Annotated in this window: 23 protein-coding genes; 19 read left to right on the top strand and 4 right to left on the bottom strand. The window is 61.9% G+C overall.

Translation table 11 applies throughout. The annotated features are described in order from the left end of the window. Positions 1–22: 22 nt before the first annotated feature. Entirely contained in the window at positions 23–2,041 is a 2,019-nt protein-coding gene (locus tag HV770_RS22255; RefSeq protein ID WP_175162996.1) for an SUMF1/EgtB/PvdO family nonheme iron enzyme, read from the bottom strand. A 469-nt stretch (positions 2,042–2,510) separates the two neighbouring features. Here HV770_RS22255 and HV770_RS22250 point away from each other — a divergent pair, with 469 nt between their 5' ends. From HV770_RS22250 to HV770_RS22210, 9 genes are all read left to right on the top strand, one after another. Then, positions 2,511–2,903, top strand: coding sequence for a DUF4399 domain-containing protein (locus HV770_RS22250; protein WP_246291096.1), 393 nt, complete (start codon positions 2,511–2,513; stop codon positions 2,901–2,903). Positions 2,904–2,949: 46 nt separating this feature from the next. After that, positions 2,950–3,384 carry a DUF4399 domain-containing protein gene (locus tag HV770_RS22245; RefSeq protein WP_175162992.1) on the top strand — a complete coding sequence of 145 codons (435 nt, stop codon included), beginning with the start codon at positions 2,950–2,952 and terminating at the stop codon, positions 3,382–3,384. 289 nt (positions 3,385–3,673) lie between these two features. Further along, positions 3,674–3,952 (top strand): hypothetical protein, encoded by a 279-nt coding sequence (locus HV770_RS22240; RefSeq protein WP_121323654.1) that lies wholly within the window; start codon positions 3,674–3,676, stop codon positions 3,950–3,952. A 317-nt stretch (positions 3,953–4,269) separates the two neighbouring features. Next, the gene (locus HV770_RS22235) at positions 4,270–5,727 is read left to right on the top strand and encodes an efflux transporter outer membrane subunit (protein ID WP_246291094.1); all 1,458 of its coding nucleotides are present in this window, start codon (positions 4,270–4,272) and stop codon (positions 5,725–5,727) included. A 269-nt stretch (positions 5,728–5,996) separates the two neighbouring features. Continuing rightward, complete coding sequence (locus HV770_RS22230) at positions 5,997–8,630, top strand: FHA domain-containing protein (RefSeq protein WP_175162988.1); 2,634 nt, start codon at positions 5,997–5,999, stop codon at positions 8,628–8,630. Further along, entirely contained in the window at positions 8,608–9,981 is a 1,374-nt protein-coding gene (locus HV770_RS22225) for a beta-barrel domain-containing protein (protein ID WP_175162987.1), read from the top strand. The genes HV770_RS22230 and HV770_RS22225 overlap by 23 nt, the downstream gene beginning before the upstream one ends. Positions 9,982–10,017: 36 nt before the next feature. After that, positions 10,018–10,770: a peptidylprolyl isomerase gene (locus tag HV770_RS22220; protein WP_175162985.1), complete on the top strand. Its 753-nt coding sequence runs from the start codon at positions 10,018–10,020 to the stop codon at positions 10,768–10,770. A gap of 92 nt (positions 10,771–10,862) precedes the next feature. Next, complete coding sequence (locus HV770_RS22215) at positions 10,863–13,919, top strand: peptidase domain-containing ABC transporter (protein ID WP_175162983.1); 3,057 nt, start codon at positions 10,863–10,865, stop codon at positions 13,917–13,919. Continuing rightward, on the top strand, positions 13,919–15,283 hold the full coding sequence (locus HV770_RS22210; RefSeq protein WP_175162981.1) for a sigma-54 interaction domain-containing protein: 1,365 nt from the start codon (positions 13,919–13,921) through the stop codon (positions 15,281–15,283). The genes HV770_RS22215 and HV770_RS22210 overlap by 1 nt, the downstream gene beginning before the upstream one ends. Before the next feature lie 46 nt (positions 15,284–15,329). Here HV770_RS22210 and HV770_RS22205 read toward each other — a convergent pair whose 3' ends face one another. Beyond that, positions 15,330–16,100 carry a PP2C family protein-serine/threonine phosphatase gene (locus HV770_RS22205; protein ID WP_175162979.1) on the bottom strand — a complete coding sequence of 257 codons (771 nt, stop codon included), beginning with the start codon at positions 16,098–16,100 and terminating at the stop codon, positions 15,330–15,332. Between the two features lie 5 nt (positions 16,101–16,105). After that, entirely contained in the window at positions 16,106–16,393 is a 288-nt protein-coding gene (locus HV770_RS22200; RefSeq protein ID WP_121323646.1) for a hypothetical protein, read from the bottom strand. A 474-nt stretch (positions 16,394–16,867) separates the two neighbouring features. Here HV770_RS22200 and HV770_RS22195 point away from each other — a divergent pair, with 474 nt between their 5' ends. Both HV770_RS22195 and HV770_RS22190 read left to right on the top strand, forming a co-directional pair. Beyond that, a complete protein-coding gene (locus HV770_RS22195) occupies positions 16,868–17,371 on the top strand; it encodes a lecithin retinol acyltransferase family protein (RefSeq protein ID WP_175162977.1) in 504 nt (167 codons plus the stop codon). Positions 17,372–17,440: 69 nt separating this feature from the next. After that, positions 17,441–17,689 carry a hypothetical protein gene (locus HV770_RS22190; RefSeq protein WP_175162974.1) on the top strand — a complete coding sequence of 83 codons (249 nt, stop codon included), beginning with the start codon at positions 17,441–17,443 and terminating at the stop codon, positions 17,687–17,689. On the opposite strand, the gene HV770_RS22185 is transcribed toward HV770_RS22190, so the two are convergent. After that, complete coding sequence (locus tag HV770_RS22185) at positions 17,665–18,564, bottom strand: LysR family transcriptional regulator (protein ID WP_175162972.1); 900 nt, start codon at positions 18,562–18,564, stop codon at positions 17,665–17,667. The genes HV770_RS22190 and HV770_RS22185 overlap by 25 nt on opposite strands. Before the next feature lie 99 nt (positions 18,565–18,663). Between HV770_RS22185 and bla the strand changes: the two genes are divergently transcribed. The 8 genes from bla to HV770_RS22150 all read left to right on the top strand — a co-directional run bounded on the left by bla (position 18,664) and on the right by HV770_RS22150 (position 25,159). Beyond that, positions 18,664–19,608, top strand: a complete 945-nt coding sequence (bla, locus tag HV770_RS22180) for a class A beta-lactamase (RefSeq protein ID WP_175162970.1) — start codon at positions 18,664–18,666, stop codon at positions 19,606–19,608. A 1,328-nt stretch (positions 19,609–20,936) separates the two neighbouring features. Beyond that, positions 20,937–21,746 carry a type 2 periplasmic-binding domain-containing protein gene (locus HV770_RS22175; protein WP_175162968.1) on the top strand — a complete coding sequence of 270 codons (810 nt, stop codon included), beginning with the start codon at positions 20,937–20,939 and terminating at the stop codon, positions 21,744–21,746. Between the two features lie 231 nt (positions 21,747–21,977). Beyond that, positions 21,978–22,478, top strand: a complete 501-nt coding sequence (locus tag HV770_RS22170; RefSeq protein ID WP_175162967.1) for an aminotransferase class I/II-fold pyridoxal phosphate-dependent enzyme — start codon at positions 21,978–21,980, stop codon at positions 22,476–22,478. Between the two features lie 3 nt (positions 22,479–22,481). Then, positions 22,482–22,685 (top strand): DUF2848 family protein, encoded by a 204-nt coding sequence (locus tag HV770_RS38815; protein ID WP_246291082.1) that lies wholly within the window; start codon positions 22,482–22,484, stop codon positions 22,683–22,685. Then, complete coding sequence (locus HV770_RS38810) at positions 22,672–23,061, top strand: DUF2848 family protein (protein WP_246291080.1); 390 nt, start codon at positions 22,672–22,674, stop codon at positions 23,059–23,061. Before HV770_RS38815 ends, HV770_RS38810 begins: the two co-directional genes overlap by 14 nt. 99 nt (positions 23,062–23,160) lie before the next feature. Beyond that, complete coding sequence (locus HV770_RS22160) at positions 23,161–23,574, top strand: cupin domain-containing protein (protein ID WP_175162965.1); 414 nt, start codon at positions 23,161–23,163, stop codon at positions 23,572–23,574. Between the two features lie 83 nt (positions 23,575–23,657). Then, entirely contained in the window at positions 23,658–24,854 is a 1,197-nt protein-coding gene (locus tag HV770_RS22155; protein WP_175162963.1) for an MFS transporter, read from the top strand. 2 nt (positions 24,855–24,856) lie between these two features. Beyond that, positions 24,857–25,159: a YciI family protein gene (locus HV770_RS22150; RefSeq protein WP_175162961.1), complete on the top strand. Its 303-nt coding sequence runs from the start codon at positions 24,857–24,859 to the stop codon at positions 25,157–25,159. The last annotated feature ends 54 nt before the right edge of the window (positions 25,160–25,213 follow it).

The raw sequence follows: 25,213 nt of genomic DNA, 5'->3' as shown, positions 1-25,213 counted from the left end.
ATCTGCAGCAAGACCACGCGCTTCATTTGAGATCTTTGACGACCCGAAAGCCATCCTGCGATTGACGTACGCCCGCGCTGTATTTGAAGCGCGTCGCGCTGAGCATGTAGCTGCTGCCTTCGCGCCATGAACCGCCGCGAATCACGCGCATGTCGCAGCCGGGACTGTCCCATGCGTGGCCGTCGGCGGGGCCGCCCTGATAGTTGTTGTGCCAGCAGTCGGCGGTCCATTCCCATACGCTGCCGTTCATGTCGTACAGGCCGAGCGGGTTCGGTGCGAACGAGCCGGCGGACTCCGGTCCTTCCTTGTGCCACGGGTCGCCGCAATCCTTGCAATTGGCGGTGCCCTTGCGCATCTGATCACCCCACCAGTAGGCGGTCGTCGTGCCGCCTCTGTCCGCATATTCCCATTCCGCCTCCGTGGGCAGACGGTAGGGCTTGCCGGTGACTTTGGTGAGCCATTTGACGTACTGCTGCGCGTCGTCCCAACTCAGGTCGCGCGCCGGTGCGGCCTTGTTCGTGTTGCTTTCGGGCGTCGCTTTCTGACAGGCATTGGCGGCGACGCAAGCGTTCCATTGCTCGACCGTCACCTCGTATTTGCCAATGGCAAATGGCGCGCTGATGCTCACGTGGTGGACCGGCTTCTCCGATGGATCGTCGCTGCTGCTGCCCATCGCGAACGAGCCGCCGGGCACGGGGACCATGATCGGACAGGCGGCGCAGTCGCGGCTTTCACCGGCGGTGGGCGGACGAGTGACGGTTTTTTGTGCGACTGCGGCGGCGGGTGGGGCAATCGGCGCGGCCGGTGCGGCTGCGCTTGGCGTGGGCGTTGCATTTGGCGCCGACGCTGTGCGCGGGCGCTCCTGCGCCGGGGCACTTGTTGGCGCGGCGGGATGAGCGGCTTGCGGCGCAGGTGTGGGTGCAGGTGTTGGCGCAGGCGCACTCGCCGTCGCGCGCAGGCGATCGATGCGCGCATGAGCGAGCGTAGCGAAGCGGCCATTCGGATAGGCCTTCAAATAGGCCTCGTAATCGGCGGGGTAGTTGCTGTCCTTGATCGAGTTCCAGAACGTGATTTCGTATTGCTCGCTGCTGTCTTTCGGAAGAATGCCCCTGCTATGCAGCGCGACGGCTGGATTCTCCTGACGCGCCCACGCGACGACCGGCACAGATGCCTCGCGATAGCGGCTGGCGGTTTCGTTCAACTGGGCCGAGGCAGCGAGCGTCGAAGCAATCCACGGCTTTTGCTCACCAGCGGTTGCATCGCGAACTTGCGCGGCGACGTGCTCGAACAGACCGTCGAGCGGTTGCGACGAAGCGCTTTCGAGCGCGTGCAGCAAAGCAGTCGTGTAGACGCCGTGGCGCGCGCCGTCCGCCGCAAAGCCGCCGGGTGCGGTGGCATAGGCGATCACGGTATCGGCACCCGGCGCTGGCGCATCGCTCGTCGCGCCCGGTGAGAACGGATTGTTCAGGCACGCATCGAGAATCACGAGATTGAGCCGACCCGCACGCGGTGCGGCCATCACCCGCAACACGGTATTCAGATCGACGCCGTTATTCACCAGCGATGCCGGCACGCGAGCATCGAGTCCGGCAGGCATGAGCAACGTCTGCGGGCCAATTTGCATGCCGTGGCCCGCGAAATAGAAGAGTCCGACGCCGCCGCCTTGCAAACGCCGCTGGAATTCGTCGATCGCCTCCTGCATGTCCCCTGGCGTCGCATTCGTGCGCATGATGACGTCGAAGCCGAGCGCATGGAGCGTGTCGCGCACTGCTTCGGCATCGCGTGGCGCATTAGAACGAATAGGGGTCGCGAGATCGCCATATACGCCATTGCCGATCACGAGCGCGATACGTGGAGAATGCGCAGGCTCGCGCATTAACGTGAATGGCGAGACCGTATCGGTAAGCGCCGCCGCCTGCGCAGCCGTTGCAATGGGCGCAGGAATTGCAGCGCTCGCCCTGGTCGAGATAGCCGCATGAGCCAAGCTCCATTGCGCCTGGATTGCCCCGGCCATGCACACCAGCAGGAATATTCGCCACATCTTTGCATCCTGTTTGTACCGGACAGAACCCAGGCATTCGAGGACCACGCTGTGTGCAGCATTCGCTGCGGTACTTCGGGCCAAGCATCGATGCCGCTTTCGACGACCACGCGTGTGCAACCTGTCAATAACGATAGCACGCGCTTTGCGCGCCACAACTCGACGCGTCATACGGTTAACGAGTGTGGCGTATCTTTTTGGCAAGTTACGTCCTAAGCTAATTCACAAAGTAACGCCGCACAGTCGTTTTAACTTTGCGGCCGTCCCGTCACTCGCACCCGCGATATCCAGCCGGAGCGCTCGGTCTGCTTTGCGCAGTCGAGACGGCCGTGACCCCTATTCGGGAGAGTGCGCCATGCGAAGAAAAACCCTCACCCCCGTTGTTTCCGATTCGCGTCATGCCGCGAGAGCGAGTGTCGGCGTGGGGCGCGCGGCTGCGTGCGCAACGCTGTTTGCCGCACTCGGCTGCATGGCGACTCTCAATATCGCGCTCGCCGAACAGACCGCGTCGACGCCGGGCGCCGAGGAATACATCATCTGGCCGTCGGATGGCGCGGTGATTCATGGCGGCAAGCTCTGGGTGCGCATGGGTCTGCGCAACATGGGAGTGTGTCCGAAGGGCGTCGCACGCCCGAACTGCGGGCATCATCATCTGTTGATCGATACCGATCTGCCTGCGCTCGACCAGGAAATTCCGTCGGACCGCAATCACCTGCACTTCGGTGCGGGCGAGACGGACGCGCGTATCGAGTTGCCGCCGGGCAAGCACACGCTGCAACTGCTTCTCGGCGACCAGCATCACGTGCCGTTCGTGCCGCCCGTCTATTCGAAGAAGATCACCATTACCGTGCAAAAAGACTAGCGCGATCCGTTCGTTCCACGCGGGTCCGTCAGGACGGAGAGACCTCATGTACAAGATCTTTGTGATCGCGGCGCTCGTGACATCGGCGGGATTGGCCTTGCCTGGCTTCGCCGTGGCCGGCACGACACCAGCGCCGCCCGGCGCATACGCCTATATCGGCTACCCGAACGACGGCCAGGTCGTGCCCGCCAACAAGCCGTTTCGCGTGTGGTTCGGCTTGCGTTTCATGGGCGTGGCGCCCAAAGGCGTCAAGTATCCGAATACGGGCCACCATCATCTGCTGATCGACACCGATCTGCCGCCGATGGACCAGGAAATTCCTTCGGACCGCAACCACCTGCATTTCGGCGCGGGCGAAACGGAAACGATGATTCAATTGCCGCCGGGCAAGCACACGCTGCAGTTGCTGATGGGCGACGATATGCATGTCCCGCACAATCCGCCGGTGTACTCGAAGAAGATCACCGTCATTGCGCGCTGAGACCTTGCACGGCGCGCCTCGTGCATGCCAGTGTCACGACGCAGCCAACAGCTTCGCGCTGTCTGTTGGCTGCGATCCATCATCGGCTGCTTGCCATATCGTCGCGCTCACTTCTTCCAGGATCGTTGGTCATCGGCAAAGCCCTTTATCTGCGGCCTTCCAGGAAATCTCTTAGGAGCGGAAACCAACCCTGGCACAGCCCATGCATTAGTGACACCCGAGCAGACAAATTGCTCGAACCCAAACGCAGGACTGTGCAGTTTCCCCTTCCCCTTCCAGGAGATTCACCATGAACACGCTGATGATCAAAGACCTGTCCATCACCGAACAACTCGACAGCAAGGCGATGAGCGCCGTGCGCGGTGGCTTCGGCTATCCCTCGTCATCCTATTTCAGCTATGCGCCGGTGTATGCGCCGAACAACAGCAAGACCGTCGACGCTACCCAGCTCATCAACACGACGATGAGCATCCAGAGCGCGAACGGCAACAATGCAGCGTTCGTCGCGGGCACCACGACCACGATCGCTCCGCATGTAAGCTCGGCCAACAACATCTACGTGTCCTGAGCGGCGCGTCCCCCGCGAAGGCCTGCCAGCCTTTGCGGGGTCCGCTCCGCCGTGGCCGAGCATCGATCTGGCGTTGCGCCGTGTCGGCTAGTGACTCAAAAAGATTTCCACTTCAATCGTTCTTTGCACGCACCCCTCGCGTCAACGTCCGATCCCCGCGCCACCCTTCCCGCCCGCTGCTTCGATGGTGAAGCCGCCTGGGAGAGGCTGTATCTGAAGGGCGCTCCCGTCGGGCAATGCGTGCAGCGAAGCGGGGGTCATCGGAGACAATCGTGTCAGCGTTGCTTGATTCACCGGTTTGTCAGCGCTTCTTCCTCATGACATCGGCACAGCGCAAGCCGGTGCGTTCAAGCGGCGGCTTGCGCGTCGGCGCCGCGTTGCGCGGCGTATGTGCGGCAGCGGTATGCGCGCTGTCGCTCGGTGCGTGCGTGGACTTCCGCATGGCCGACTACAAGCGCCCCGACACGCCTGCCAAAGCGTCGTGGTCGGATCAGAGGGGCGCGGTGTCGGCCACCGCGACCATCGAGCCCGACTGGTGGAAAGGCTTCCATGATCCGTATCTCGACACGCTGATCGCCAAAGCGATTGCGGGCAACTTCGATATCAGAGTGCTGGCCGCGCGTATTGATGTCGCCGGTACGCAGATCGCAGAGGCCAAAGCAGGTGCGTTGCCCACGATGGACCTCGGCGTCGGCGCCGATTTCGAAAAGACCACGGGCCAAACCTTTGCAAAGCAGTACAACGTCGCGGCCCAGGTGAACTGGGATATCGACATCTGGGGCAAGGTCGAAAAGGGCGTGCAGGCGCAGAAGGCGGAATTTCATGCGAGCGAAGCGGATTGGCGCGCCGGGTATCTCGAACTGGTGGCGAACGTCGCCAGCACCTACTTTCAGATTCTCCAATTCGACGACCAGATCGAGCAGCAGCAGAGAACGCTCGTCACGAACAAACAGATTCTCACGATCTACGACGGCCAGCGGCGCAGCGGCCTCATACCGCAAACCCAAGTGCTGCGCCAGCAGGCGGAAATCAACCGGCTGACGAACGAGCTGCTCGACTTGCGCCGTTCGCGCGCGATTGCCAACAATGCGCTCTGTACGCTGATGGGCGTACCGGCGGGCGAGTTTCAATTGCCGCAGGGCCACCTGCAGGAACGCGTGCAATTGCCCGCGGTACCGGACGGCCTTCCCGCGCAACTGCTCGCGCGGCGCCCCGACGTGGTGGCGGCGGAGTTCAGAGTGCTGGAGGCTTACGACCTCGTCGGCCAGGCCAAGCTCGCGCAATTGCCGACCATCGGTCTCACGGCACACGGCGGCACGGCGAGCGCCGCGCTGAACAACCTGCTGAAATCGTTCACATTCGGCTTGATGCCGAGCATCAACATCCCGTTGCTCGATCCCGGTACGCGGGCTCACGTGAAGACGACTCAGGCGCAATCGACGGTAGCCGAGCAGCAGTACCGCGTGGCCGTGATGGGTGCGTTCGAGGAAGTGGAAAACGCGCTGGTCAATCTGAATTCCCATAAGGCGCAACGCGTGCAATTGCAGGAACAGGTGTCGCGTCTGCAAATCGTCGCCGATCAGATCCAGTCGCAATTGCGACTTGGCGTGGTGTCGCAACTGGAGGTGTTCGAAACTGAGCGGACTTTGCTCGAAGCGCAGCAGGGCCTTCTCGCCAACCATCAACTGATTCTGTCCGACACGGTTCTGCTGTACAAGGCGCTGGGCGGCGGCTGGCCGAGCGTGGACGTGCAGGCGCAGGTCAATAGCAAGTAGGTGACGAATAAGTGGCAGGTAAAAGAGAAGTAAAGGAACACTGAGCTAATCGCGAGACCGCGCGCGGCGTGGGTGTTTTAGATGCAGACGACGCGTGCTGCCTCGACAACCGATCATCTGGAAATTGACACTCGCCATGCGTGACTTACAATCGTTGAGGGGCCCTATTCCATACGGCTCTTTACAACAAGATCGTTTCGCCGTTGTCCTTCGTCCCGTTTCCGTTGCGCTCTCGCCGCAGCGGGTAAACGCTTAGTGATCCAGATAAAATGGCCACCGGCGAAGTTCCGATTGCTGAAATGCGCGCGACCGTGGCCGCTGCCTTCGACGTGGTGTTGTCGCCGGTTGCGTCGGCGCAACGCCCCGCGCTCGACGCGATCCGGATTGTCGAGAACCTGTTTGCGATCGGCCGCAGCGAAGCGCCATTCACCGACTACCCGCCCGAGCGAACCTCGCGTCTGTCGCGCCGTCACGCGCGCGTTTTCACGGAGCACGGCGCGGTTTATGTAGCGGATCTCGGCAGCAAGAACGGCACCACGTTAAACGGCATCGCCGTGCGGCAAATGCCGGCGCGCGTGCGGGCCGGCGACGAATTGTGCTTCGGCGGCGAGCTGTGCTACCGGGTGAGTATCGAGCCGCGCGCACGCATCGTGGCGGCCGCCAGCACACCGCCCACGCCGGGCCTGCTGCTGGTGCCACAGCGCGACGACCTCGGCTTGCAACCGATCGAGGTGCGGGCGTTCCCGTTTCTCATCAGCAAGGCGGACGACGTTTTTTCGCGCTACAAGGAGCGCTATCCGCATCAGGTCAATTACATCTCGCGGCGGCACGCACACATCTTTCTGAAGGGTGGCGACCTCTACGTCGAGGATCTCGGCAGCACCAATGGGACCTTCGTTGGCGGAAAACGCCTGGACGAATCCGCGCTTCCGCTGGCGGAAGGCGACGTCGTTGCATTTGGCGGCGACCACTTCGTCTACAGGGTGTCGCTGCAGAAAGCCCCTGATGTCGAGCCCACCGTGACCCAGCTATTCCTCAATCCAGCCGTCGACGATGCGGCCGATACCGACAAGACCACGTTCGTCGGCGCCGCGCATTCGTTCCTCGATATCTTTTGCGTCGACCCGGGCCTACAACGTGAAGACGAAGTCAACGAAGCGGCATCGGCCGTGTCGGCGCACGCGAAGCGCGATGCGCAGAGCGGCGCAAGGGGCGTGAATGGCACCAGCGGCACCGGCAGCACGAATGGAACGAAGGGCGCGCAGGGCGCGATTAGCGGCGGTAGTGCGCACGGCGCCAACGCCTCGGGCCCCGCGGCGAGCGCGAAGGGCAAGCCGTGGCGCTGGCGCCTCGTCGCGAGCGAACTCGGCAAGGCCTTTGCGGACGACGACCGTCAGAACGTCAGACGCATCGCGGGATGGAGCGGCGCGGGCGTCGCCGTTCTGGCGGCGATCGCGGTGGCGCTTTACTTGCATGGCTCGCCGGAGCGTGAATTGAAGGACCTGCTGGCGAGCGGCGATTACACAAGTGCGGTCACGGCGGCGAAAGGCTATCTGGCGAGTCATCCGGCGGACAGCAAAGTCAGCGCGCTCGCGAGCGAAGCGTTGCTGAAGGCGAAACTGCCCGGCTGGTTGAACGCATTGCAGAAGGCTCAATTCGATCAGGCCGACGCTCTGTTGACAGAGATGAGAGCGTTGAGCGCGGACAACGCGGACGCCACCTCGCTGGCCGGCGAACTGCAATGGGTGGGCGATCTGGAGCGCTTCGTGGCGGGGCGCGGCGGCGCGGATGCGCCGATCCGCATGTATGCGGACGAATCGACGATCAATAAACTCCTGCAACGCTGGGAAGACGACCCGAAAAGCCATCAGCGCGCGCTCGACCGGATCGCGTCATACGTGCCGGTGTTTGCCGAGCCCTACGCGCATGCGCTGAGTCATCTGCGCAAGCTGGAAAGCGACGATTCGGTGTACGTCGCCGCGATCGACCGGCTGAATGGCGTGATCCGCGCCGAACTGGCGCGCGACAAACCCGACGCGCTGCCACCGGTGCTCGACGATTACGCGCAGCGCTACCCGCGTCTCGCCGGCCTCGACCGGGTGCGCGAGGATTTGCGCCAGTACTCCGCGTTGCTCAATGCCGCGCTGAGCCGTCAGCTGACGCCATTGCTCGCGATGCTGAAGTCGGTGCATTTCGGCACGCCGCCTTTTCAGGCGCAGTTTCAACAACTGGCGGCGAGCCGTTTGCCATCCGCCGACGTGATGGAGCGTCACGACGCGGTGAACGCGGCGTGGCTGCGCGGCGACGCGCAGCAGGCCTTGGCCGATTTGCAGGCGATGCCCGTCGGCCCATGGTCCGACGTGCTCGCGGCTGAAGCAGTGCACAAGAAAGCGCTGCTCGACCAGTACACCGATTTGCAGAAGACGCGCGGCGGCAAGGATTACGACCAGCGCCTGCTGTCGTTCTATGCAAGTCTCGATCCGCAGGCGGATGCGTGGTTCGTGCAGTCGATCGATAAAGACGTCGCCGCGCTGCATGACAAAGCGCTCGCGCGTGCGCAAGATCTGCTGCTGCGCGCGCAGAGTCTGTGGAAGCAATATCGCGCGAGCGGTTCGATCGGCGGCACGCAACGGCTCGAAGCGGGCATCTCGCCGGGCTTTCGCAGTGAGGCGCGTTTGCTGTCCGACGCGCAAACGGCGGCGCAGCAGGGCATGCGCATCTACACGCAACTGAAGGCCGATCATCCCGCCGACTTCGACCGCCTGCTCGCGGACATCGAAGCCGAAGCGGATCTGCAGCGCCGCTCGCTGACGGAGTTGCGCATGGTGCTGGACCCGGGTCTGTTGAAGGCGAAGCTGGCATTGATCGGAGGCGAGCACAGTGAAGCGCGACAATCACCCTAAGCCGTTGTCCGAGGCGCTGGAGGACCACAGTGTCGAAGGCATCGCGATTCTGACTGCCGAGCCGGTGCGGATCGCGCGTGCGCTGATCTGGGCAATGGTCGCGCTGGTGGTGGCCGGGCTGCTGTGGTCGTTCGTCGGCCGGGCGGATGTGATCGTCACCGCGCAGGGAACCTTGTCGCCCGAATCGGAAGTGCGCCGCATCTATGCGCCGATCGACGGCGAACTGGCCGACCTGTACATCGCCGAGGGACAGCCGGTGTCGAAAGGCGACGTGCTGGCGCGGCTGAACGCGCGCGGCGCGATCGAAGCGGCGAGCAACGCGCTGCAAGCGCAACTCAAACTCGAAGACGCGGAGCGCGACTCGAAACAGTTTCCGCAGAAGAAGGCGCTGATGGAGCGTAAAGCCGCGGCGCTGAAGGCTCAAATGGAAGTGGAATCCCGTCTGCACGAAAATCGGGTGTCGGAGGGCACCACCAAGCTTGCCGAAGGGCAGAAGGCGGAACTCGACGAAGCGCGCAGCATTCTCGACAACGCCCGCCGCACGCGCGAGGCGGCGCGTCAGGAACTGGACCGCTATTCGAAGCTCTTCGCGCAGCCGGGGGGCGGCGGCATCGCCGAATTGCAAGTCGAGCAGAAACGCACCGCCGCGCTGGAAGCGGACAACGCCTACCGTGTCGCGCAATCGAAACTCGCCGAACTGGACTTTCGCCTGAGTCATGAATACACGCAGGCGAATGCACAACTCGAAACCAGCGGCCAGCAGACCGCCGACCTGCAACTCCAATACGATTCGGCGGTGCGTGATATCACCGATGCGGAAGACAAGGTGCGTCTGCAATTGCAGAGCGCCCGCCTCGTGTCCGAGGCCGCCGCGCGAATCCGCTTCGAGAACATCGACAAGGACAACTTCCTGCTGATTCTCGCGCCGGTCTCGGGCGTCATTACCGATGTGACATCGACGCAGCGCGGCGACAAGATCCAGGCGAACGCGCCGCTCGGCGGCATCGCGCCGAAAGACGCACGGCCCGTGCTGAAGATCGAAATCGCCGAACATGACCGCGCTTTTCTGCATGAAGGCTTGCCGGTGAAGCTGAAATTCAACGCGTTTCCGTATCAGCGTTATGGGCTGATCAGCGGCACGCTTGCCTATATTTCGCCCGCCACCAAACCGTCGGCGCAGGACAAGCAGCCGGTCTACGAGGGCCGCGTGACGCTCGACAAGAACTACTACCAGATCGCCGACACCCGTTACCCGTTGCGCTACGGCATGACGGCAAGCGCCGAGATCGTGGTGCGCGAGCGGCGCCTGATCGATCTGGGTCTGGATCCGTTCAGGCAGGTGGCGGGCTGAGCATGCTGAATATTCCCAATCAAAGGAGCGAGTGAAATGACCGCGATAGTGCGTATCGATGATGAAGTCGTGGACGTGTCCGAGTTCATTCGTCTTCTGAAGCTGACCGGCCAGTTCGAAAGCCTGATCGAACAGATCGTGCGCGACAAGCTCACGGTGCACGCGGCGAAAAAGCACGGCGTTACCGTGACCGCCGATGAGATCCAGCAGCGCGCCGATCAGTTCCGCCGTGTGCGCGGCCTGCATCGCGCGACCGACATGAACCAGTACCTCGACGTGCTGCACGTGAGTCTCGACGAGTTCGAAGCGTTCATTACCGACGGGCTGTACCAGGAGAAGATGCTCGACGAGGTCGGCAACGAAGCCGCGATCCGCGACTACTTCGCGCTCAACTCGCCGAAGTTCGACGCGATCGAAGTGAGCCATATCGTGCTCGACAGCGAGGGCAAGGCAAAGGAGATGATTTCGTATCTGCACGACGATCCGGACAGTTTCGCCGACATGGCGCGCGAACATTCGATTGCCGACACGCGCGAGGCGGGCGGCGTGATCGGCAAGGTACTGCGCGGCTCGTTGAAGCCGGACGTCGAAGCGAAGATTTTCAATGCCGCGGTGGGCGATCTGCTGGGGCCGTTTGCGTCGGCGGATCGCTCGTGCTTCGAGATTTTCGCGGTGACGGCCAAGTATCCGGCGACGTTGGATGGGGACGTGGCCGCCGAAGTCAGGCGGCTGCTGCGCGAAAGCTGGCTGATCGCGCGCGCCCAGGAGCATGTGATCGAGGCGCGCTAACTGAACCGGGCGCTTTGCTTTATTCGCGCCGTAGCGCAGTCGCACCACTCAAGCCAAGTCAACGCAGTCAGCCGAACGGAGGTCCGTAGTACATGGACGCACCCCAGACCGTGCCTTCCGCCGCCGAGTTTCTCGCCTCGGTGGAAATTCTCTCGCCATTCTCACGTGATGAGATCGAGCGTCTTGCCGACTACGCGCAAGCGCGCTTCTATTCGTTTGGCGAAACGGTCTGCTCCTCGGGCGAGGTGGCCGACGGACTCTACGTGGTGCGTTCGGGTTCGGTACGCATTTTCACCGAGGAGCACGGCAAGGAAACCAGCATGGGCGTGCGCAAGTCCGGCGAGATCTTCGCCGACATCGCGATGTTGCGCACCTACATGCACGAAGCGTCGGTGCGGTCGTCGGCGAAAACCGAGTTGCTGTTCATTCCGCGCGCCGCGATCGAACCGGTGATGGCCGGCAATCCGGCGGCACTCGCGTTCGTCGCGAGCTATGTGGCGATCAGCTCGGCGGGCGGCTTCGTCGCGCAGTTGTTCGATTTGCGCGGCAAGCTGAACAAGGCGGAACTGGAAGAGTATGTGCGCAGCGTCGGCGTGAAACGGGTCGTCGCGGGCAAGGAGATTCTCAAGCAGGAGGGTCGCGACGACCGGCGGCTCTACGTGGTGCGGCACGGCCAGGTGCGCATCGTGCGGCACGAGGAGGGTCACGACTACACGCTCGCGACGCTCGGCGAAGGCGAGATTTTCGGCGAGAAAGCGTGTCTGATGCGCCAGGAGCAGATGGCCTCCGTCGTCGCGACGACCGATACGCGGCTGCTGGTGATTCCGGAGCGCACGGTTCACTTCATCCTCGAACGCAATCCTAAGCTGCGCGACGTGCTCGACGAGCGCATCCGCTACGGCGACCGCGAATTACAGCGGCAAAAGCGCCTCGAACAGCGCCGCAAGTTGCCGCTGATGCTCGACTTGCAAAGCAAGCCCGAGTTCGGCGAGAAAGTCATCAAACGCTTCGCGCTGGTCGAACAGGCCGAGGAGATGGACTGCGGCGCCGCGTGTCTCGCGATGGTGTGCCGCCATTACGGCATCTCGATGACGCTCGGCAAATTGCGCGAACTCGCCAACGTCACGACCCAGGGCGCGACACTCGACAGCCTCGCGCGCGCCGGCGAATCGCTCGGCTTCACGGCGCGCGGCGTGCAATGCACGTTCGATTCGTTGCGTGGTTTCGATCTGCCGTTCATCATCCACTGGGAGGGCTATCACTACGTCGTGGTGTACGGGCTCTCGAAGGATTACGTGTGGATCGCGGACCCGGCGCTCGGTTTCCGCAAATTAACCGTCGAGGATTTCGAGCGCGGTTGGAGCGGCACGTGTCTGCTTTTCACCGGCGGCCCGCACCTGGTGCAGATGTCGGCGGCGCGTTCGCCGTGGATACGGTTTGTCGGCTACCTGAAGCCGTACAAGAAGATACTCGGCCATCTGTTTCTTGCCACCTTCGTGATTCAGGTGTTGGGCGTGATTCCGCCGCTGATCATCCAGAACATTCTCGACGGCGTAATCGTGCATCAGAACGTCAGCCTGCTGCATCTGCTGATAGGCGGTTTGATCATCGCGAACGTGTTTTCGCAATTGATGTCGACGATCCGCGCGTATCTCGCCAACTTCATGGTGCGCAACATGGACTTCGCGATGATGTCGCAGTTCTTCAAGCACACCATGTCGCTGCCGTTCTCGTTCTTCGCGAAGCGCAAGACCGGCGACATCTTCGCGCGCTTTCAGGAGAACCAGACGATCCGGGCATTCCTCACCGAATCCACCGTCACCACCACGCTCAATCTGCTGATGGTGTTCATCTACTTCACGATCATGTTCGTCTACAACGTGAAGATGACGCTGGTGTTGATCGCGTTCGTGATTCCGATCATGGCATTGACCGCGATCGCCACGCCGAAGATCAAGGGCTACGCGCGCGAAGTGTTTACCGCGTCGACCGATTCGAAGTCGTTTCTGATGGAAGCGCTCGCGGGCGTGGAGACCATCAAGGGCATGGGCATCGAGCGGCCGGTGCGTTTGCGCTGGGAGAAGAAGTACGCGAAGGCGCTCGAAGTGCAGTATCGCGCGCACGCGTTCAACATTCTGGTCGGACTCGGCAGTCAGTTGCTGAACGCCGCGACGACCATTGCGATTCTCTGGGTCGGCGCGAATCTGGTGCTGGCGCGCGAAATGACGATCGGTCAGTTGATCGCATTCAATGCGTTCATGGGTAGTGTGATGGGCCCGCTGATGGGGCTCGTCGGTTTATGGAGCATGTTGAACGACGCGGGCGTCGCGATGGAGCGGCTCGGCGACGTGCTCGACATCGAGCCCGAACAGAAGCCGCAGGATTTGCCCTCGCGCGTGATGCTGCCGGAACTGCAGGGCGAGATCAGTTTCAGCGGCGTCTATTTCCGCTACGCAGACAACGACTCCGCCTACGTGCTCGAAAATATTAGCTTCGACATCAAGCCCGGCGAACTGGTGGCGATAGTCGGGCGCAGCGGCTCGGGCAAGACCACGCTCGCAAAGTTGCTGGTCGGCTTCTACACGCCGACCGAAGGAAAGATGAGCATCGACGGCTACGACCTCGGCGTGGTCGATAAAGCCTATTACCGCGCGCAGATAGGCTATGTGATGCAGAGCAATCTGCTGTTCTCCGGCACCATTGCGGAGAACATCGCGAGCGGCGACGATGCGCCCGACCGGCGCCGTATCGAGGAAGTCGCGAAGATGGCCGACGCGCATGCGTTCATCAGCAAGATGCCGCTCGGCTATGAACAGATCGTCGGCGAGCGTGGGATCGGTTTGTCGGGCGGACAGATCCAGCGGCTGTGCATCGCACGCGCGCTGTATCACGACCCGCGTCTGCTCGTGTTCGACGAAGCGACCTCGGCGCTTGATTCGCAGTCGGAAAGCAATATCCTCGGCAACATGCATGACATTCTGAAGGGCCGCACGGCGGTGATCATCGCGCACCGGCTCAGCACCATCATGCGCGCGGACAAGATTCTCGTGCTGTACGAAGGGGCGATTGTCGAACAGGGCCGTCACGATGAGCTGATTCAGCGTGGCGGAATGTATTACCAGCTGGTCCAGAAACAGTTGAGCGCGTGATGATGAAAATACTCGACCAGATTGAAGAGGCCAGCCCCGCGATTTCCTACGCGGGTTTGATCGAGCGGATCGAGATTTTGCGCTCGACGTTGCGCTGGTCGTCGCGCCTCGAACGCGCGGATATCGACAAGCTGCTCAGGCAAGCCACCTCGTTGCGAGACGAAGTGATGCAGCTTTCGCACAAGGAGCGCTTCGTGCAGGCGGCGGTGGCCGCCGAGCCGCAAACGCCGGTCGATCAATCGCGCGGCGCACGCAGAAAGGCGTTGCTCGAACGCAGCTTCATTTTCGAAGGGACGTTCGGTGACAATGCGCGTCTGCTGGAATCGCTAGAAATCGCGGAGAAAGCGGCGCCCACCGACTTGCCCGTGCTGATCGACGGCGAAAGCGGCACCGGCAAGGAACTGATGGCGAAGGTGATTCACGCGAACGGCTCGCGCGCGGACAAGCCGTTCATCTCCGTGAACTGCGGCGCGATTCCGGACAACCTGCTGGAGTCCGAATTGTTCGGGCATCGCAAGGGCGCGTTCACCGGGGCGTCGAATGATCGCAAGGGCAAATTCGAAAGCGCGCATACCGGGACGATCTTTCTCGACGAGATCGGCGAGTTGCCGCTCGCCGGCCAGGTCAAACTGCTGCGCGTGCTGGAAGCGCACGAGATTCAGCGCGTGGGTTCCGACGAAACCATTGCCGTCGATACGCGCATCGTCGCGGCGACCAATCGCAATCTCCGCCAACTGAGCGAAGAGGGCAAATTCCGCGAGGATCTGTTCTACCGGCTCAGCGTGATTCACGTCACGCTGCCGCCGTTGCGCGAGCGCCGCGATGAAATCCCGCTGTTGATTGCGTGGTTCGGCGACGAAGCGGCCGGCACCTTAAAACGCAGGCCCGTCAGACTGACGCCGCGCTTGCGCGACTTTCTGCTGAACTACGGGTATCCGGGGAATATTCGCGAGTTGCGCAACGTGATGTATCGCGTGTCGTGTCTCGCGGGCGATATGGCGGACGTCGATCATCTGCCGCTGGACATGCGGCCGACGGCGCCGGGGGCGGCGGCTGTGTTGACCGGCGCGCCCGCGAGCGGGCAGGAGCCGATCAGCGTGGCCAGTCTGATGTCGCTGAGCGACGCGAAACGGGCCGCCAGCGACGACGCCGAGAAAGCCTTCCTCGAGCGTGGCCTTCGTGAGGTGAGCGGCACCGTTGCGGAACTCGCGCGGCGGATCGACATGAACCGCTCGCATTTGCAGATGCTGCTGAAGAAGCATGGTCTGCATTCGAAGGACTTCCGCAATCGCCATGCACCGGCCGCCAGCGGGAACGGCGCAGAGGACGAGCGGGAGCGCGGCGAGGAAGACGGCGAGACTTGATGCCGGTCAAGTGCGGTGTCGAATTGGCGGCGTCAAAGCGGTAACTTCAGGGCGACGGATTCAGCAAGGTCTTGTCGGACGCATTCGGATCTTCCGCCTGCACGACCACCGCGGTGATATTGTCACGTCCGCCGCGCGCGAGCGCCAATTCGACCAGTTGCTCGGACGCGTTCTCACGTTGCGCCGAGGTCAGCACCGAGATGATTTCGTCGTCGCTCAACTCGTTGCTCAGGCCGTCGCTGCAGAGCAGGAAGACGTCGCCGTCGGCGACTTCGATCGCATCGTCGTCGAGTTCGAGCAGGTCCGTCGCGCCCACCGCGCGCGTGATCATATGCTGCGCCGGATGATGCCGCGCCTCTTCGTCGGTGATTACGCCGAGTGACTTGAGTTCTTCCACCTGACTATGATCGCGCGTGAGTTGCCGCAACTGTCCTGCGCGATACAGATAGATGCGACTGTCACCCGCCCACAGGTAGCCGCAAAAGCGATCGCAAGCGAGCAGCACGGCGACGGTGCTGCCGATGCGCTGCACTTGGCGGCGCACGGCTTCGTCGCGCAGTTGACGATTGGCGGTTTGCAGCCGCGTGCGCGCGTCGGCAATCAGCGATTTCATGCTGAGCGGCGCCGCGAGCCGGCTCAACGCATCGATCACGAGACGGCTTGCGAGATCGCCGACCGCGTGCCCGCCCATGCCATCGGCGACGGCCCAGCGGCCGGGTTCGGGCTGGTCGAGGCAGGCATCTTCGTTGATCTCGCGGACGCGTCCGGCGTCGGAACGCGCGGACGACGTCCAGCGAAATTGGCTCGCACAAATCACAACGGCTACACCGTATCGTTTCTGCTGCGTGCGTCGGGGGAGACAGCGATGTTCGAATTCGCCCCCGTGTTGTAGACATCGACCGACTGAAACTGGTTGATCATCTGGTTAGCATAGAAGTTGTTGGACACCTCGTACAGGTTCACGACGGGTCCCATGCTCGGCGTGTTGCGCACATACGGCTGAATCCAGCCATAGACCCACGGCGCACCACCGCCGCCGCGAATCGCCGCCATCGCTTTACGGTCGAGCGCGAGGTTCAGCGTGAGGTCGTTGAGTGTGATGCAAGCCATGACGTTTCTCCGGTTGCCGCGCCGGTTGCGCGCGCGGTTTAAAAGGATCTGGACGTGATGGTGCAAGTGCCATGCCACTTTGCGGACCGCATCCACGACTTTGTCGTAACGCGTTGATTGCACGGCGATTCCGTGCACTTGCTCGCGCAGCGCCGGGTTGCGCGGGGCGCTGGTCGGTCGGCCTGCAGCCAACAAACGCTCCCGCGCAGCGGTGTATGACCCAACACATTCGGATTGCTTCCGGCCGCACGTCGACGCATGGAACTACAGCGGAAAGCGGCACGCCGGGCAGCCATCATTGAGCGTCGCGTACCAACACATCGGGACGAATTCTGTCGGCTCGCGGCTGACACCCGGACCGTTCCGCATCCCACCTCGAGACTAGGAAGTGCCTTAAATAAAGGCTTTCGCGCGCATGGCCCGGATGATGCAAAAGACCTCGCAACAGTGTTGGAAATCGAACCGAGGCCAGCCATGAACACCCCTCTTCTTCAAACGAGCAGTACGGGCGACGAAGCGCGCCAGCCTGCAACGTCCACCATCGATCTGCCGATCGGCGCGCATCTCGTCACGCAACGGCGCGGCTACGAACACCACGGCATCTATGTGGGCAATGGCCGCGTGGTCCACTACGCGGGCTTCGCGAGTTCCGCGCATCGCGGCCCGGTCGAGGAAGTGGAACTCGCGCGCTTCGCCGCCGGCCAGCCGCTGTCGATCCGGTCGACCCCGAGCGCCCGCTACGTCGGCGACGAAGCCGTGCGCCGCGCGCGCTCCCGTCTCGGCGAAAACCGCTACCGCCTGCTGACCAACAACTGCGAACACTTCTGCGCATGGTGCCTGCTCGGTGAAAGCCGCAGCGAACAGGTGCATGGCTGCCTGCGTCATCCGAGCGCCGGTGTGCTTGCGCTGGTGTGTCTGGTGAAGGTTCTCGTCGAAAGCGGTGCGAAGGGCGCCCACGTGGCCGCGCAACTGGCGTAAAGCGCAACGACGCCGTCAACGACTCAACGGTTTAACGATTCAAACGCGACAGGATTCAAGGAGAGCATCATGGTTGCCGCAGAAAAGACCTTGCACTGGGCCGTCGACAAATGGCTCGCACCCACCCCGTCGATGCCCGCGCGCGTCGTGCGGTTCTGCCACCGCGCTTCGCAACGCTATGTGTGCGTCGAAGCGTTGCGGCCGGGCGGCCTGCTGTCGATCTTCTTCTTCCGTCACGACGACGGTTCGTGGAACGTATTCCCGCCGCAGGCCGAACGGCCCGCGATGAACGGTCATCGCCGCAACGCGCTGTGCTGATCCGGCGCGTGCCGTCCCGCTTCGTTGACGAGCCATTGACTGAACAGCAGCATCGCCGGCGTCATCGGCTTGCCCTTCAGACAGGTCAGCCAGTAGCTGCCGGCGTGGACTTCCACATCGAACGGACGCACGAGGCGCCCCGTGTCGACCTCGTGATCGAACATCAGCGCCGGCGCGAGCGCGATTCCCGCGCCTTGCATCGCCGCCTCCACCATCAGGCGTGACGAATCGAACACGGGCCCGCGAACCGGCCGCGGCGGAATGCCGGCGGCGTTGAACCAGTTCATCCAGTCGTCCGGGCGATACGAACGCAGCAGGGTTTCTTCCGCCAGATCGTCGGGCTTCGACAGACGCGCGGCGATCTCCGGTGTGCATAGCAGTGCGAGCGGCGCATCGAGCAGCCGGGTGGCGAGCGAGCCGGGCCACGTGCCGTCGCCGAAGCGGATCGCGAAGTCGAGCCCTTCGGTGGCGAGATCGACGAGGTTGTTGTTCGTCAGCAGCCGCAGTTCGACGAACGGATGCGCCTCGCGAAACGATCTGAGGCGCGGCATCAGCCAACCCACCGCGAACGTGCCAACCACGCCGACCGTCAGCACCTCATGAAAATGCCCGCCTTCGAATTGCTTGAGCACCGCTTCGATGCGATCGAAAGCGTCGCTCAGAACCGGACGCAGCGCGAGGCCTTCGTCGGTCATCGCAAGGCCGCGCGGCAGACGCTTGAAAAGCGCAGTGCCCAGGCGTTCCTCGAGCGCGCGGACCTGTTGGCTGACGGCGGCCTGGGTGACGTTCAGTTCGAGCGCGGCGCGCGTAAAGCTCAGATGTCTCGCGGACGATTCGAAGGCGCGCAGCGCGTTCAGTGGAAGACGCGGTCTCATGATGAAGACATAAGATTTTCTTGTGAGTCGGCTAACTTATCATCGTTTGTCAGCGCCGGGTGGAAAACGGATAGTGGCGGCTTCACAGAAGGAGCGGCGATGATTACGAGACGGAAGTTCGCGGGCGCGGTGCTGGGTGCTTCGATAGCTGGAGTTGCGCTTGGCAGCGCAGGCGCGTGGGGAAAGACGATAAAGGCGGGTGGCCCCGCGCGTGGGCGTGAGCTGGCGGACGCCGAGGCGATCCGCGAGCGGCTCGCGCGGATCGAGGCGGCAAGCGGAGGGCGGCTGGGCGTGTCGATCGTCGACACGACCACCAGTTTGCACGCCGGTTTGCGCGCGGACGAGCGCTTCCCGATGTGCAGCACCTTCAAGCTGCTGGCGGCGGGGGCGGTGCTGACGCGGGTGGATCGCGGGCAGGAAGATTTGCAGCGGCGCGTGGTGTTCTCCGCCAGCGATCTCGTGCCGAATTCGCCGGGCACGAGCCGGCATACTCGCGAACTGACCGGCGACGCGGGGATGAGCGTCGGCGAATTGTGCAAGGCGGCGCTTACGCTCAGCGACAACACCGCGGCCAATCTGCTGCTCGCGAGCTTCGGCGGCCCGGCGGCGGTCACCGCATTCGCACGCAGCCTGGGCGATGGCATCACGCGGCTGGACCGTATCGAGCCCACGCTGAACGAAGCGATTCCCGGCGATCCGCGCGACACCACCACGCCCAACGCGATGCTCGGCAACCTGCGCGAGCTCGTGCTGGGCGAGCATCTGTCGGCGGCATCGCGGACGCAATTGCTGGCGTGGCTCGTGGCTAACCAGACCGGCGGTTCACGGCTGCGCGCGAAGCTGCCGGAGGACTGGGGCGTCGGCGATAAAACCGGCACCGGCGAGCGCGGCACCGCCAACGACATCGCGATCCTGTGGCCGCCCGGCCGTGGGCCGGTCCTGGTGACCGTCTATCTGACCGAAGCGGACGGCGACGCGGCCCGCAGCAATGCGGCGATTGCGAATGTCGGCGCGCTGGTGGCGGAGTCTATCCGGCGCGCATGATCCGAACGAGTTCGATGCTGGCGCAGGCTGGCCCGCGTTTTCAGCAGTCGAATTGTGCAACACTAAGATCACACCGAAAGGGGGCAACCCCCCGAGGGCAACCGCGCCGACAACGGCCGATTGCCTCGATGGATGCGGTGAGAAGTTGACTGTCCAGGTGAAACGCTCGACACATACTGCCGACGTTCGTCCAGGTAAGCCGTCGGCTTGTCCAACCGTGCATCATTGCCCTCATTCGGAGTCCACTATGTCGTGTACGTCCTCGCCTTGCTTATCGGCATCGTCGCCGGCCTTCGTGGCGAATGATGCGATTCGACAGGGCTGCGTAGATTCGTCCGATGGACATGCTCAGATAGGCAGAAAGGAGTAGATAGTTAGCCAGCCAAGAGCTCTAGCTTCTCATTCCCTGTCACGTCAGAAGAAGAAAAATTCGTCTGTAACATACTAAGAACGATGGGGTGAAAAAGATACAGTTCCTAGCCCAGCTTGCCGAACCCTTCGAATGCTGCGCATGCGCGCGTCGAATCGTCGATCCATCCAGACGCTCATGCGCGACCAGCAATAGCACTGCCGTGCCCAAGGCGATCGCCGTAACACCCAAACCGTTGCTTTCCCGGATCGGCCGGATCAGACAAACCAATGTCATCCCCGCTGCCGTCAGCCACTCCGACACGCACCGCGAGGCCAAGCCACACGCCGCGCCTCGAGCAGCGCCAAGCGCCAGCAAACGGCGATTGGTCGAGGCAGGCGAAATACGCGTAGAGACATCGCGAGCGCTACCCGGGTACAGGACGGGTGGCGGAGAAAACGGAATCGTGTGGCGTTTCCGGGCGCAAGGGTCTGATGGGGAGTACGGGGTACTGAGTGCGCGGGGGGAGCCACTTTCGGTGGGGATGCGGCGGTGGTCAAGAGTTGGGCGTAACGCCGTGCGAGCCATTGCTGAGCATTGTAGCTGGACGTCGTTGCCGTCATGCACTGCACAGATCGATGTCCCGCAAAAGGCTTGCCGAGTGGGCATTGTGCAGAGATGGGATGGTCCACCGGCGTGGCGGGGGCGAGCGATTGGTGGCCGTGCCTATCAGCGCAAGGTATCGGAGCTATAGATGGGCGCGCTCACGGCTTCGGTGAACATGCTTCCTGCTATGCGGGCTGCATAGATCTTGTCGCTCGTTTTCCATCGCAGCCATATTGAATGGCCGTCTCAGAGGAATCGGCTTCTACCTAGTTTGGTGCCGAGAGTCAATCACAAACTACGCCGGTGTTTTCGTGATCTGCCGTGTGTACGATGCGCTAAGACTTGGCGACATCGCCGCACGACAGGGCCAACCATGCATTTCACCTTTATGACTGAGTTCTGCACGGCATCGTTACCGGCACAAGCCGTGCGGATTTTCGCCGGCATATTCAATGAGCCCGACCAGCCGCTCTTCAATGTTGTCCCTTTATATGACTGGCAAGCCTCGTCTCTCAATATCCTGAAAGAAGTGAGGCGGGGGAAACTGGACGGTACTGCAATTCTCGTACATCACTGCCAGTACGCACCCACCGACGGCGGGGAAGCGGCGTCACGGTATGCGTCGAATATGGGCAGGTCTGCAAGCCACGCGGTTGCGAGGGACTCGCTAGTTTTACTCGCAGCGGCCCCGGCACCGGCTGGAGGGCTTTGGACGAAGCGCGCCATCACGAGCGTTGGTGACCTTAAGGGCGTGCGGGTGTGCGTGTTTGATTTTGAGTCGGGCGTATTGCTGCGGCAACTCGGCGCGGAGCCGGTAACCGCTGATTGGTGTCGTGCAAGGGAGAGCATAGTCGCCAAGGAAATGGACGCGGTGCTGTGTTCTGGCGACGAGGCGACCTCTCTTTCGCTATCACAGCATTTCCGTTACTTTTCCGCGGTCCGTTATCCCCGATCTGCGTGCGCTCTGCTGATCTCGGCGCGCACGTTTAGGCGGCTATCTGTAACGCAGCAGGATGCAATTCGTCAGGCCGGCAGGTCCGTCGAATATCAGCTCGCTGCAGTCGCACCCTATCAGGAGCAAATCATCTTCGAGAATCTGCATAACCTTGGGGTGCATGTGGACTCTCGACCTGCGGCCGAGCTAAGCGCAGCATTCGCTGGCAGCCCATTGGTCGTAGCTTGAGACTGAGCAATGAGCGGGGAATCGTCGAATCATTGCCCGGCCTTCTTCCAGTTCGGCAATCGATTGTCAATGGGAATTGGATGCCGTGATTTCTTGGAGACCTGCCCCCTAAACTTCGCGGCACGGTAAACCTGCGAAGCACACGAAGCAATGTGAGCCGACACCCTCAGGAAAAGATATGCGCTTGATATTTGCAACGGAGTCTTTGCCCCACAACAGCACATTACGGCGATGTCGGATGCACGACTGCGCGAGAGAACTGTCGTGGTGGGATCGCTCGGCAAAACAATGCACGTTACCGGCTGGAGAATTGGATACGCAATCGGTGCGACAGCCTTGACCAACGAAATCCGCAAGGTTCTCCAGTTCAACACGTACGCTGCGCCCACGCCGCTGCAGCAAGCTATGGCTGCCGTACTGGATGACGCCGCGTATTGCGATTTGCCGCAACTATTTCTTCAGAAGCGCAATCGCTTCCTTGAGGGATTGGGTAGCTCGCGCTTCAGCTTCATGCCAACCGGCGGCGGCTATTTCCAGATGGTCGACTATTCGGCGATATCCGAACTTCCGGATACGGAGTTTGCGAACCATCTCATCGAATGCCACGGTGTTGCCGGGCTGCCGATGTCCGGCTTCGGCTCTCAGTATGCGAAGTCGAAGCTCCTGCGGTTCTGTTTCGCCAAGAAAGAAGAAACGCTCGACGCGGCCACCGCCATTCTCCGCGCAATCTAAACCGTGAACGTCCACAAATTCACTGAACAGAGCGACATTAGCCGCACGATACAGCTGGTCGCGATAGATCTCACCATAGCCGGATGGACCGGCCGGAATTCGGAGGCCGTTCAACACCACATCGATGAACTCGCGGCGATCGGCGTTGCGCCGCCTAAACAGATTCCGACGCTTTACCGCGTGGCTCGCGCCCTTGCTCACGACTGAACCGGTCATCGAGGCCGTCGGGGCTAGCTCAAGCGGCGAGGAGGAGTTTTGCCTTTTTAATGCAGACGGCCAACTGTACGTCACGGTCGGCTCAGACCACACTGACCGGGCGCTCGAGACCCATGACGTAGCGCTTTCCAAACAGGTCTGCGCAAAGCCCTTGAGTGGCGACCGCTGGCGATTCGACGAAGTGGAGGACCATTGGAACCAACTGGTCCTGCGCAGCTTCGCCACAACGGATGGCATCGAGCGGTTATATCAGGAAGGGTCTGTAGCCGAGTTGTTGCACCCGCGGGAATTGCTCTCAAGGCTCGAGGTGCCATTCGACCACGGCAACTTCCTCTTCGGGGGAACGTGCCCGTCAAGGGCACCGTGATTGGAGCCGAGTTCTTCCGCGTCGAGCTGCACGACCCGGTACTGGGTCGCACTCTTGCCTGTGAATATCAAATCAAAGTTCTTTAATAGGAGAACATCAATGCTGAAGCCGCATCTTGAGTTTGTCTCGCTGGACCTGAATGAAGGCTGGAGCGTGCCTTCGGGCTATCCGCAAGGAATCGAGGAGAAAATTCTTTGTGGCTCTCTTTCCCCGGAAACCGCCACCGGCTGCAGAACCCGACTGCTGCGCTTCGCAGCGGGCAATTATACGACCGCCCCGTTTGTGCACGCGTACTGGGAAGAAGTCTATCTCGTGCAGGGTGACCTGACTGTTGGCAACGACGCGAACGGGCAAGGCGGGACACCGTTTGGTCCCAACACATATGCGTGCCGCCCGCCTGGCGCGTTCCATGGCCCATTTAAGTCGGAAAGCGGTTGCATGCTTCTCGAAATCCACTATTACGTGAAAGAGCACGCTATTGCGACGGCGGTACCGGCTGCGGTGGCTGCGTGAAAGGGTCTCCAATGGAAGCGAACGCCCAACGAAGACTACGACTCGCACAGTGGACTGCATTCTGGCTTACGATTGTGGCATACATGGTGTCGTTCTTTCATCGAGTTGCACCTGCAGCACTATCGATTGAGCTACAAAAGGCATTCTCCGCGACCAGCACGGAACTCGGATCTATCACGGCAGTTTTCTTCTTTGCCGTGATGGCTATGCAGATTCCGACCGGCGTTATTGCTGATACCTTGGGGCCGCGGCGGATACTGGTGGCCGGCTGCGTGACGGCGGCACTCGGCGCATTCGTCTTCGCGAGCGCTCACACTGTCGAAGTCGCGTGCATCGGACGTGGACTCATTGGTCTTGGAGCTGCCGTCCCGTTTGTCGCGTTGCTGCGATTGAACGCTTCTTGGTTCTCGGCACGGCAGTTTGCGACGCTGAGTGGACTTACCCTGCTCTTTGGTAACCTGGGATCGATATTGTCGACTGCGCCGCTACAGATGATGTCTCAGGTCGTTAGCTGGCGCGTCGTCATTGGCGGCATCGGCGGTCTCACCCTCGTAGCCGGAGCGCTCATCGCAGTGTTCGTGCGGGACAAGCCCGCCGACCTTGGACTGCCGCACCCGGACGGTCAACCCAGCGTTCCTCCGCGTTCCCGGCCGTCGTGGGTCCGGCAGTTGCGCGATGTGGTTACCAACGCACGTACATGGCCGTGCTTTTGGGTGGGATTTGGCATTTGCGGGACGTTCTTCGCATTCACCAGCCTATGGGCAGTACCGTATCTCGTCAAATTCATCGGTCTAAGTAAGGGCGAGGCGTCCATGCATGTCCTTGTCATGATTCTCTGTCATTCGGTTACGGCACTCTTCTTGGGGCGGGCGTCCGATCGGCTGGGTAACCGCAAGGGGCTGCTGCTGATCCTGGGAACTGTCTATCTCGTCTCGTGGGTGCCCATGTTGGGTCCGATGAACACGTTCTCTGGCGAGAGCTATGTCGTATTCGCGATTCAAGGTATGGCCTCCACCAGTTACACGCTCATCTGGGCCATCGCCAAAGAGGTGAACGATCCGAACTCAGCGGGCATGGCTATCGGGGTCACGAATACCAGCATGTTCATGGCTGCGGCAATCCTGCAGCCGCTGATTGGCTCGCTGATAGACCGGTTTGGTATGCAGGGGATGACTTATTCAGTCGCACTATTGGCCGCGGTATCCGGAGTCGGTCTGCTGGCCGGGATGTGTCTGGTCGAAACGCGAGGAAGAAACATTTACATAGAGAGGGCCGTTTAACGATGCTTTACTCGTTCTATAACATCGACGCGCCAGGAACAGACCTGAGACCGACGCTACGCCCAGCACACCGCGAGTACCTCGCGAAATTCTCAGAACAGTTTGCCTTCGCGGGGCCGCTGCTGGCGGACGACGGGGTGACACCGGTTGGTAGCTTGCTTGTGCTAGATTTTGAGACTCTCGAGGAGGCGAACGCTTTTATTGAGGCAGAGCCGTACACGGTCGCAGGACTTTATGCGAGTGTCAGTATCCGGCCGTTCCTCAACCTATGGCGGCAGTGCAAGGGCTTTCCCCAGCCGCGCTGACGCGCTTTTTAGCGCGTGCCCGGAAGACGCCCCTTTGCGGTGGGGCGCTTCTCA

Source organism: Paraburkholderia fynbosensis (assembly GCF_902859935.1).
GTDB classification, from domain to species: Bacteria; Pseudomonadota; Gammaproteobacteria; order Burkholderiales; family Burkholderiaceae; genus Paraburkholderia; species Paraburkholderia fynbosensis.
This window is presented reverse-complemented; position numbering and strand designations above follow the sequence as displayed.

Excerpts from the sequence above, each read along its gene's own strand:
- HV770_RS22150 (WP_175162961.1), top strand. The coding sequence starts at position 24,857 with ATGCTTTACTCGTTCTATAACATCGACGCGCCAGGAACAGACCTGAGA.
- HV770_RS22255 (WP_175162996.1), bottom strand. The coding sequence starts at position 2,041 with ATGTGGCGAATATTCCTGCTGGTGTGCATGGCCGGGGCAATCCAGGCG.
- HV770_RS22175 (WP_175162968.1), top strand. The coding sequence starts at position 20,937 with ATGCATTTCACCTTTATGACTGAGTTCTGCACGGCATCGTTACCGGCA.
- HV770_RS22195 (WP_175162977.1), top strand. The coding sequence starts at position 16,868 with ATGAACACCCCTCTTCTTCAAACGAGCAGTACGGGCGACGAAGCGCGC.
- HV770_RS22215 (WP_175162983.1), top strand. The coding sequence starts at position 10,863 with ATGGACGCACCCCAGACCGTGCCTTCCGCCGCCGAGTTTCTCGCCTCG.
- HV770_RS22160 (WP_175162965.1), top strand. The coding sequence starts at position 23,161 with ATGCTGAAGCCGCATCTTGAGTTTGTCTCGCTGGACCTGAATGAAGGC.
- bla (WP_175162970.1), top strand. The coding sequence starts at position 18,664 with ATGATTACGAGACGGAAGTTCGCGGGCGCGGTGCTGGGTGCTTCGATA.
- HV770_RS22210 (WP_175162981.1), top strand. The coding sequence starts at position 13,919 with ATGATGAAAATACTCGACCAGATTGAAGAGGCCAGCCCCGCGATTTCC.
- HV770_RS22155 (WP_175162963.1), top strand. The coding sequence starts at position 23,658 with ATGGTGTCGTTCTTTCATCGAGTTGCACCTGCAGCACTATCGATTGAG.
- HV770_RS22240 (WP_121323654.1), top strand. The coding sequence starts at position 3,674 with ATGAACACGCTGATGATCAAAGACCTGTCCATCACCGAACAACTCGAC.
- HV770_RS22200 (WP_121323646.1), bottom strand. The coding sequence starts at position 16,393 with ATGGCTTGCATCACACTCAACGACCTCACGCTGAACCTCGCGCTCGAC.
- HV770_RS22170 (WP_175162967.1), top strand. The coding sequence starts at position 21,978 with ATGTCGGATGCACGACTGCGCGAGAGAACTGTCGTGGTGGGATCGCTC.
- HV770_RS22185 (WP_175162972.1), bottom strand. The coding sequence starts at position 18,564 with ATGAGACCGCGTCTTCCACTGAACGCGCTGCGCGCCTTCGAATCGTCC.
- HV770_RS22235 (WP_246291094.1), top strand. The coding sequence starts at position 4,270 with ATGACATCGGCACAGCGCAAGCCGGTGCGTTCAAGCGGCGGCTTGCGC.
- HV770_RS22190 (WP_175162974.1), top strand. The coding sequence starts at position 17,441 with ATGGTTGCCGCAGAAAAGACCTTGCACTGGGCCGTCGACAAATGGCTC.
- HV770_RS22220 (WP_175162985.1), top strand. The coding sequence starts at position 10,018 with ATGACCGCGATAGTGCGTATCGATGATGAAGTCGTGGACGTGTCCGAG.
- HV770_RS22245 (WP_175162992.1), top strand. The coding sequence starts at position 2,950 with ATGTACAAGATCTTTGTGATCGCGGCGCTCGTGACATCGGCGGGATTG.
- HV770_RS22230 (WP_175162988.1), top strand. The coding sequence starts at position 5,997 with ATGGCCACCGGCGAAGTTCCGATTGCTGAAATGCGCGCGACCGTGGCC.
- HV770_RS22250 (WP_246291096.1), top strand. The coding sequence starts at position 2,511 with ATGGCGACTCTCAATATCGCGCTCGCCGAACAGACCGCGTCGACGCCG.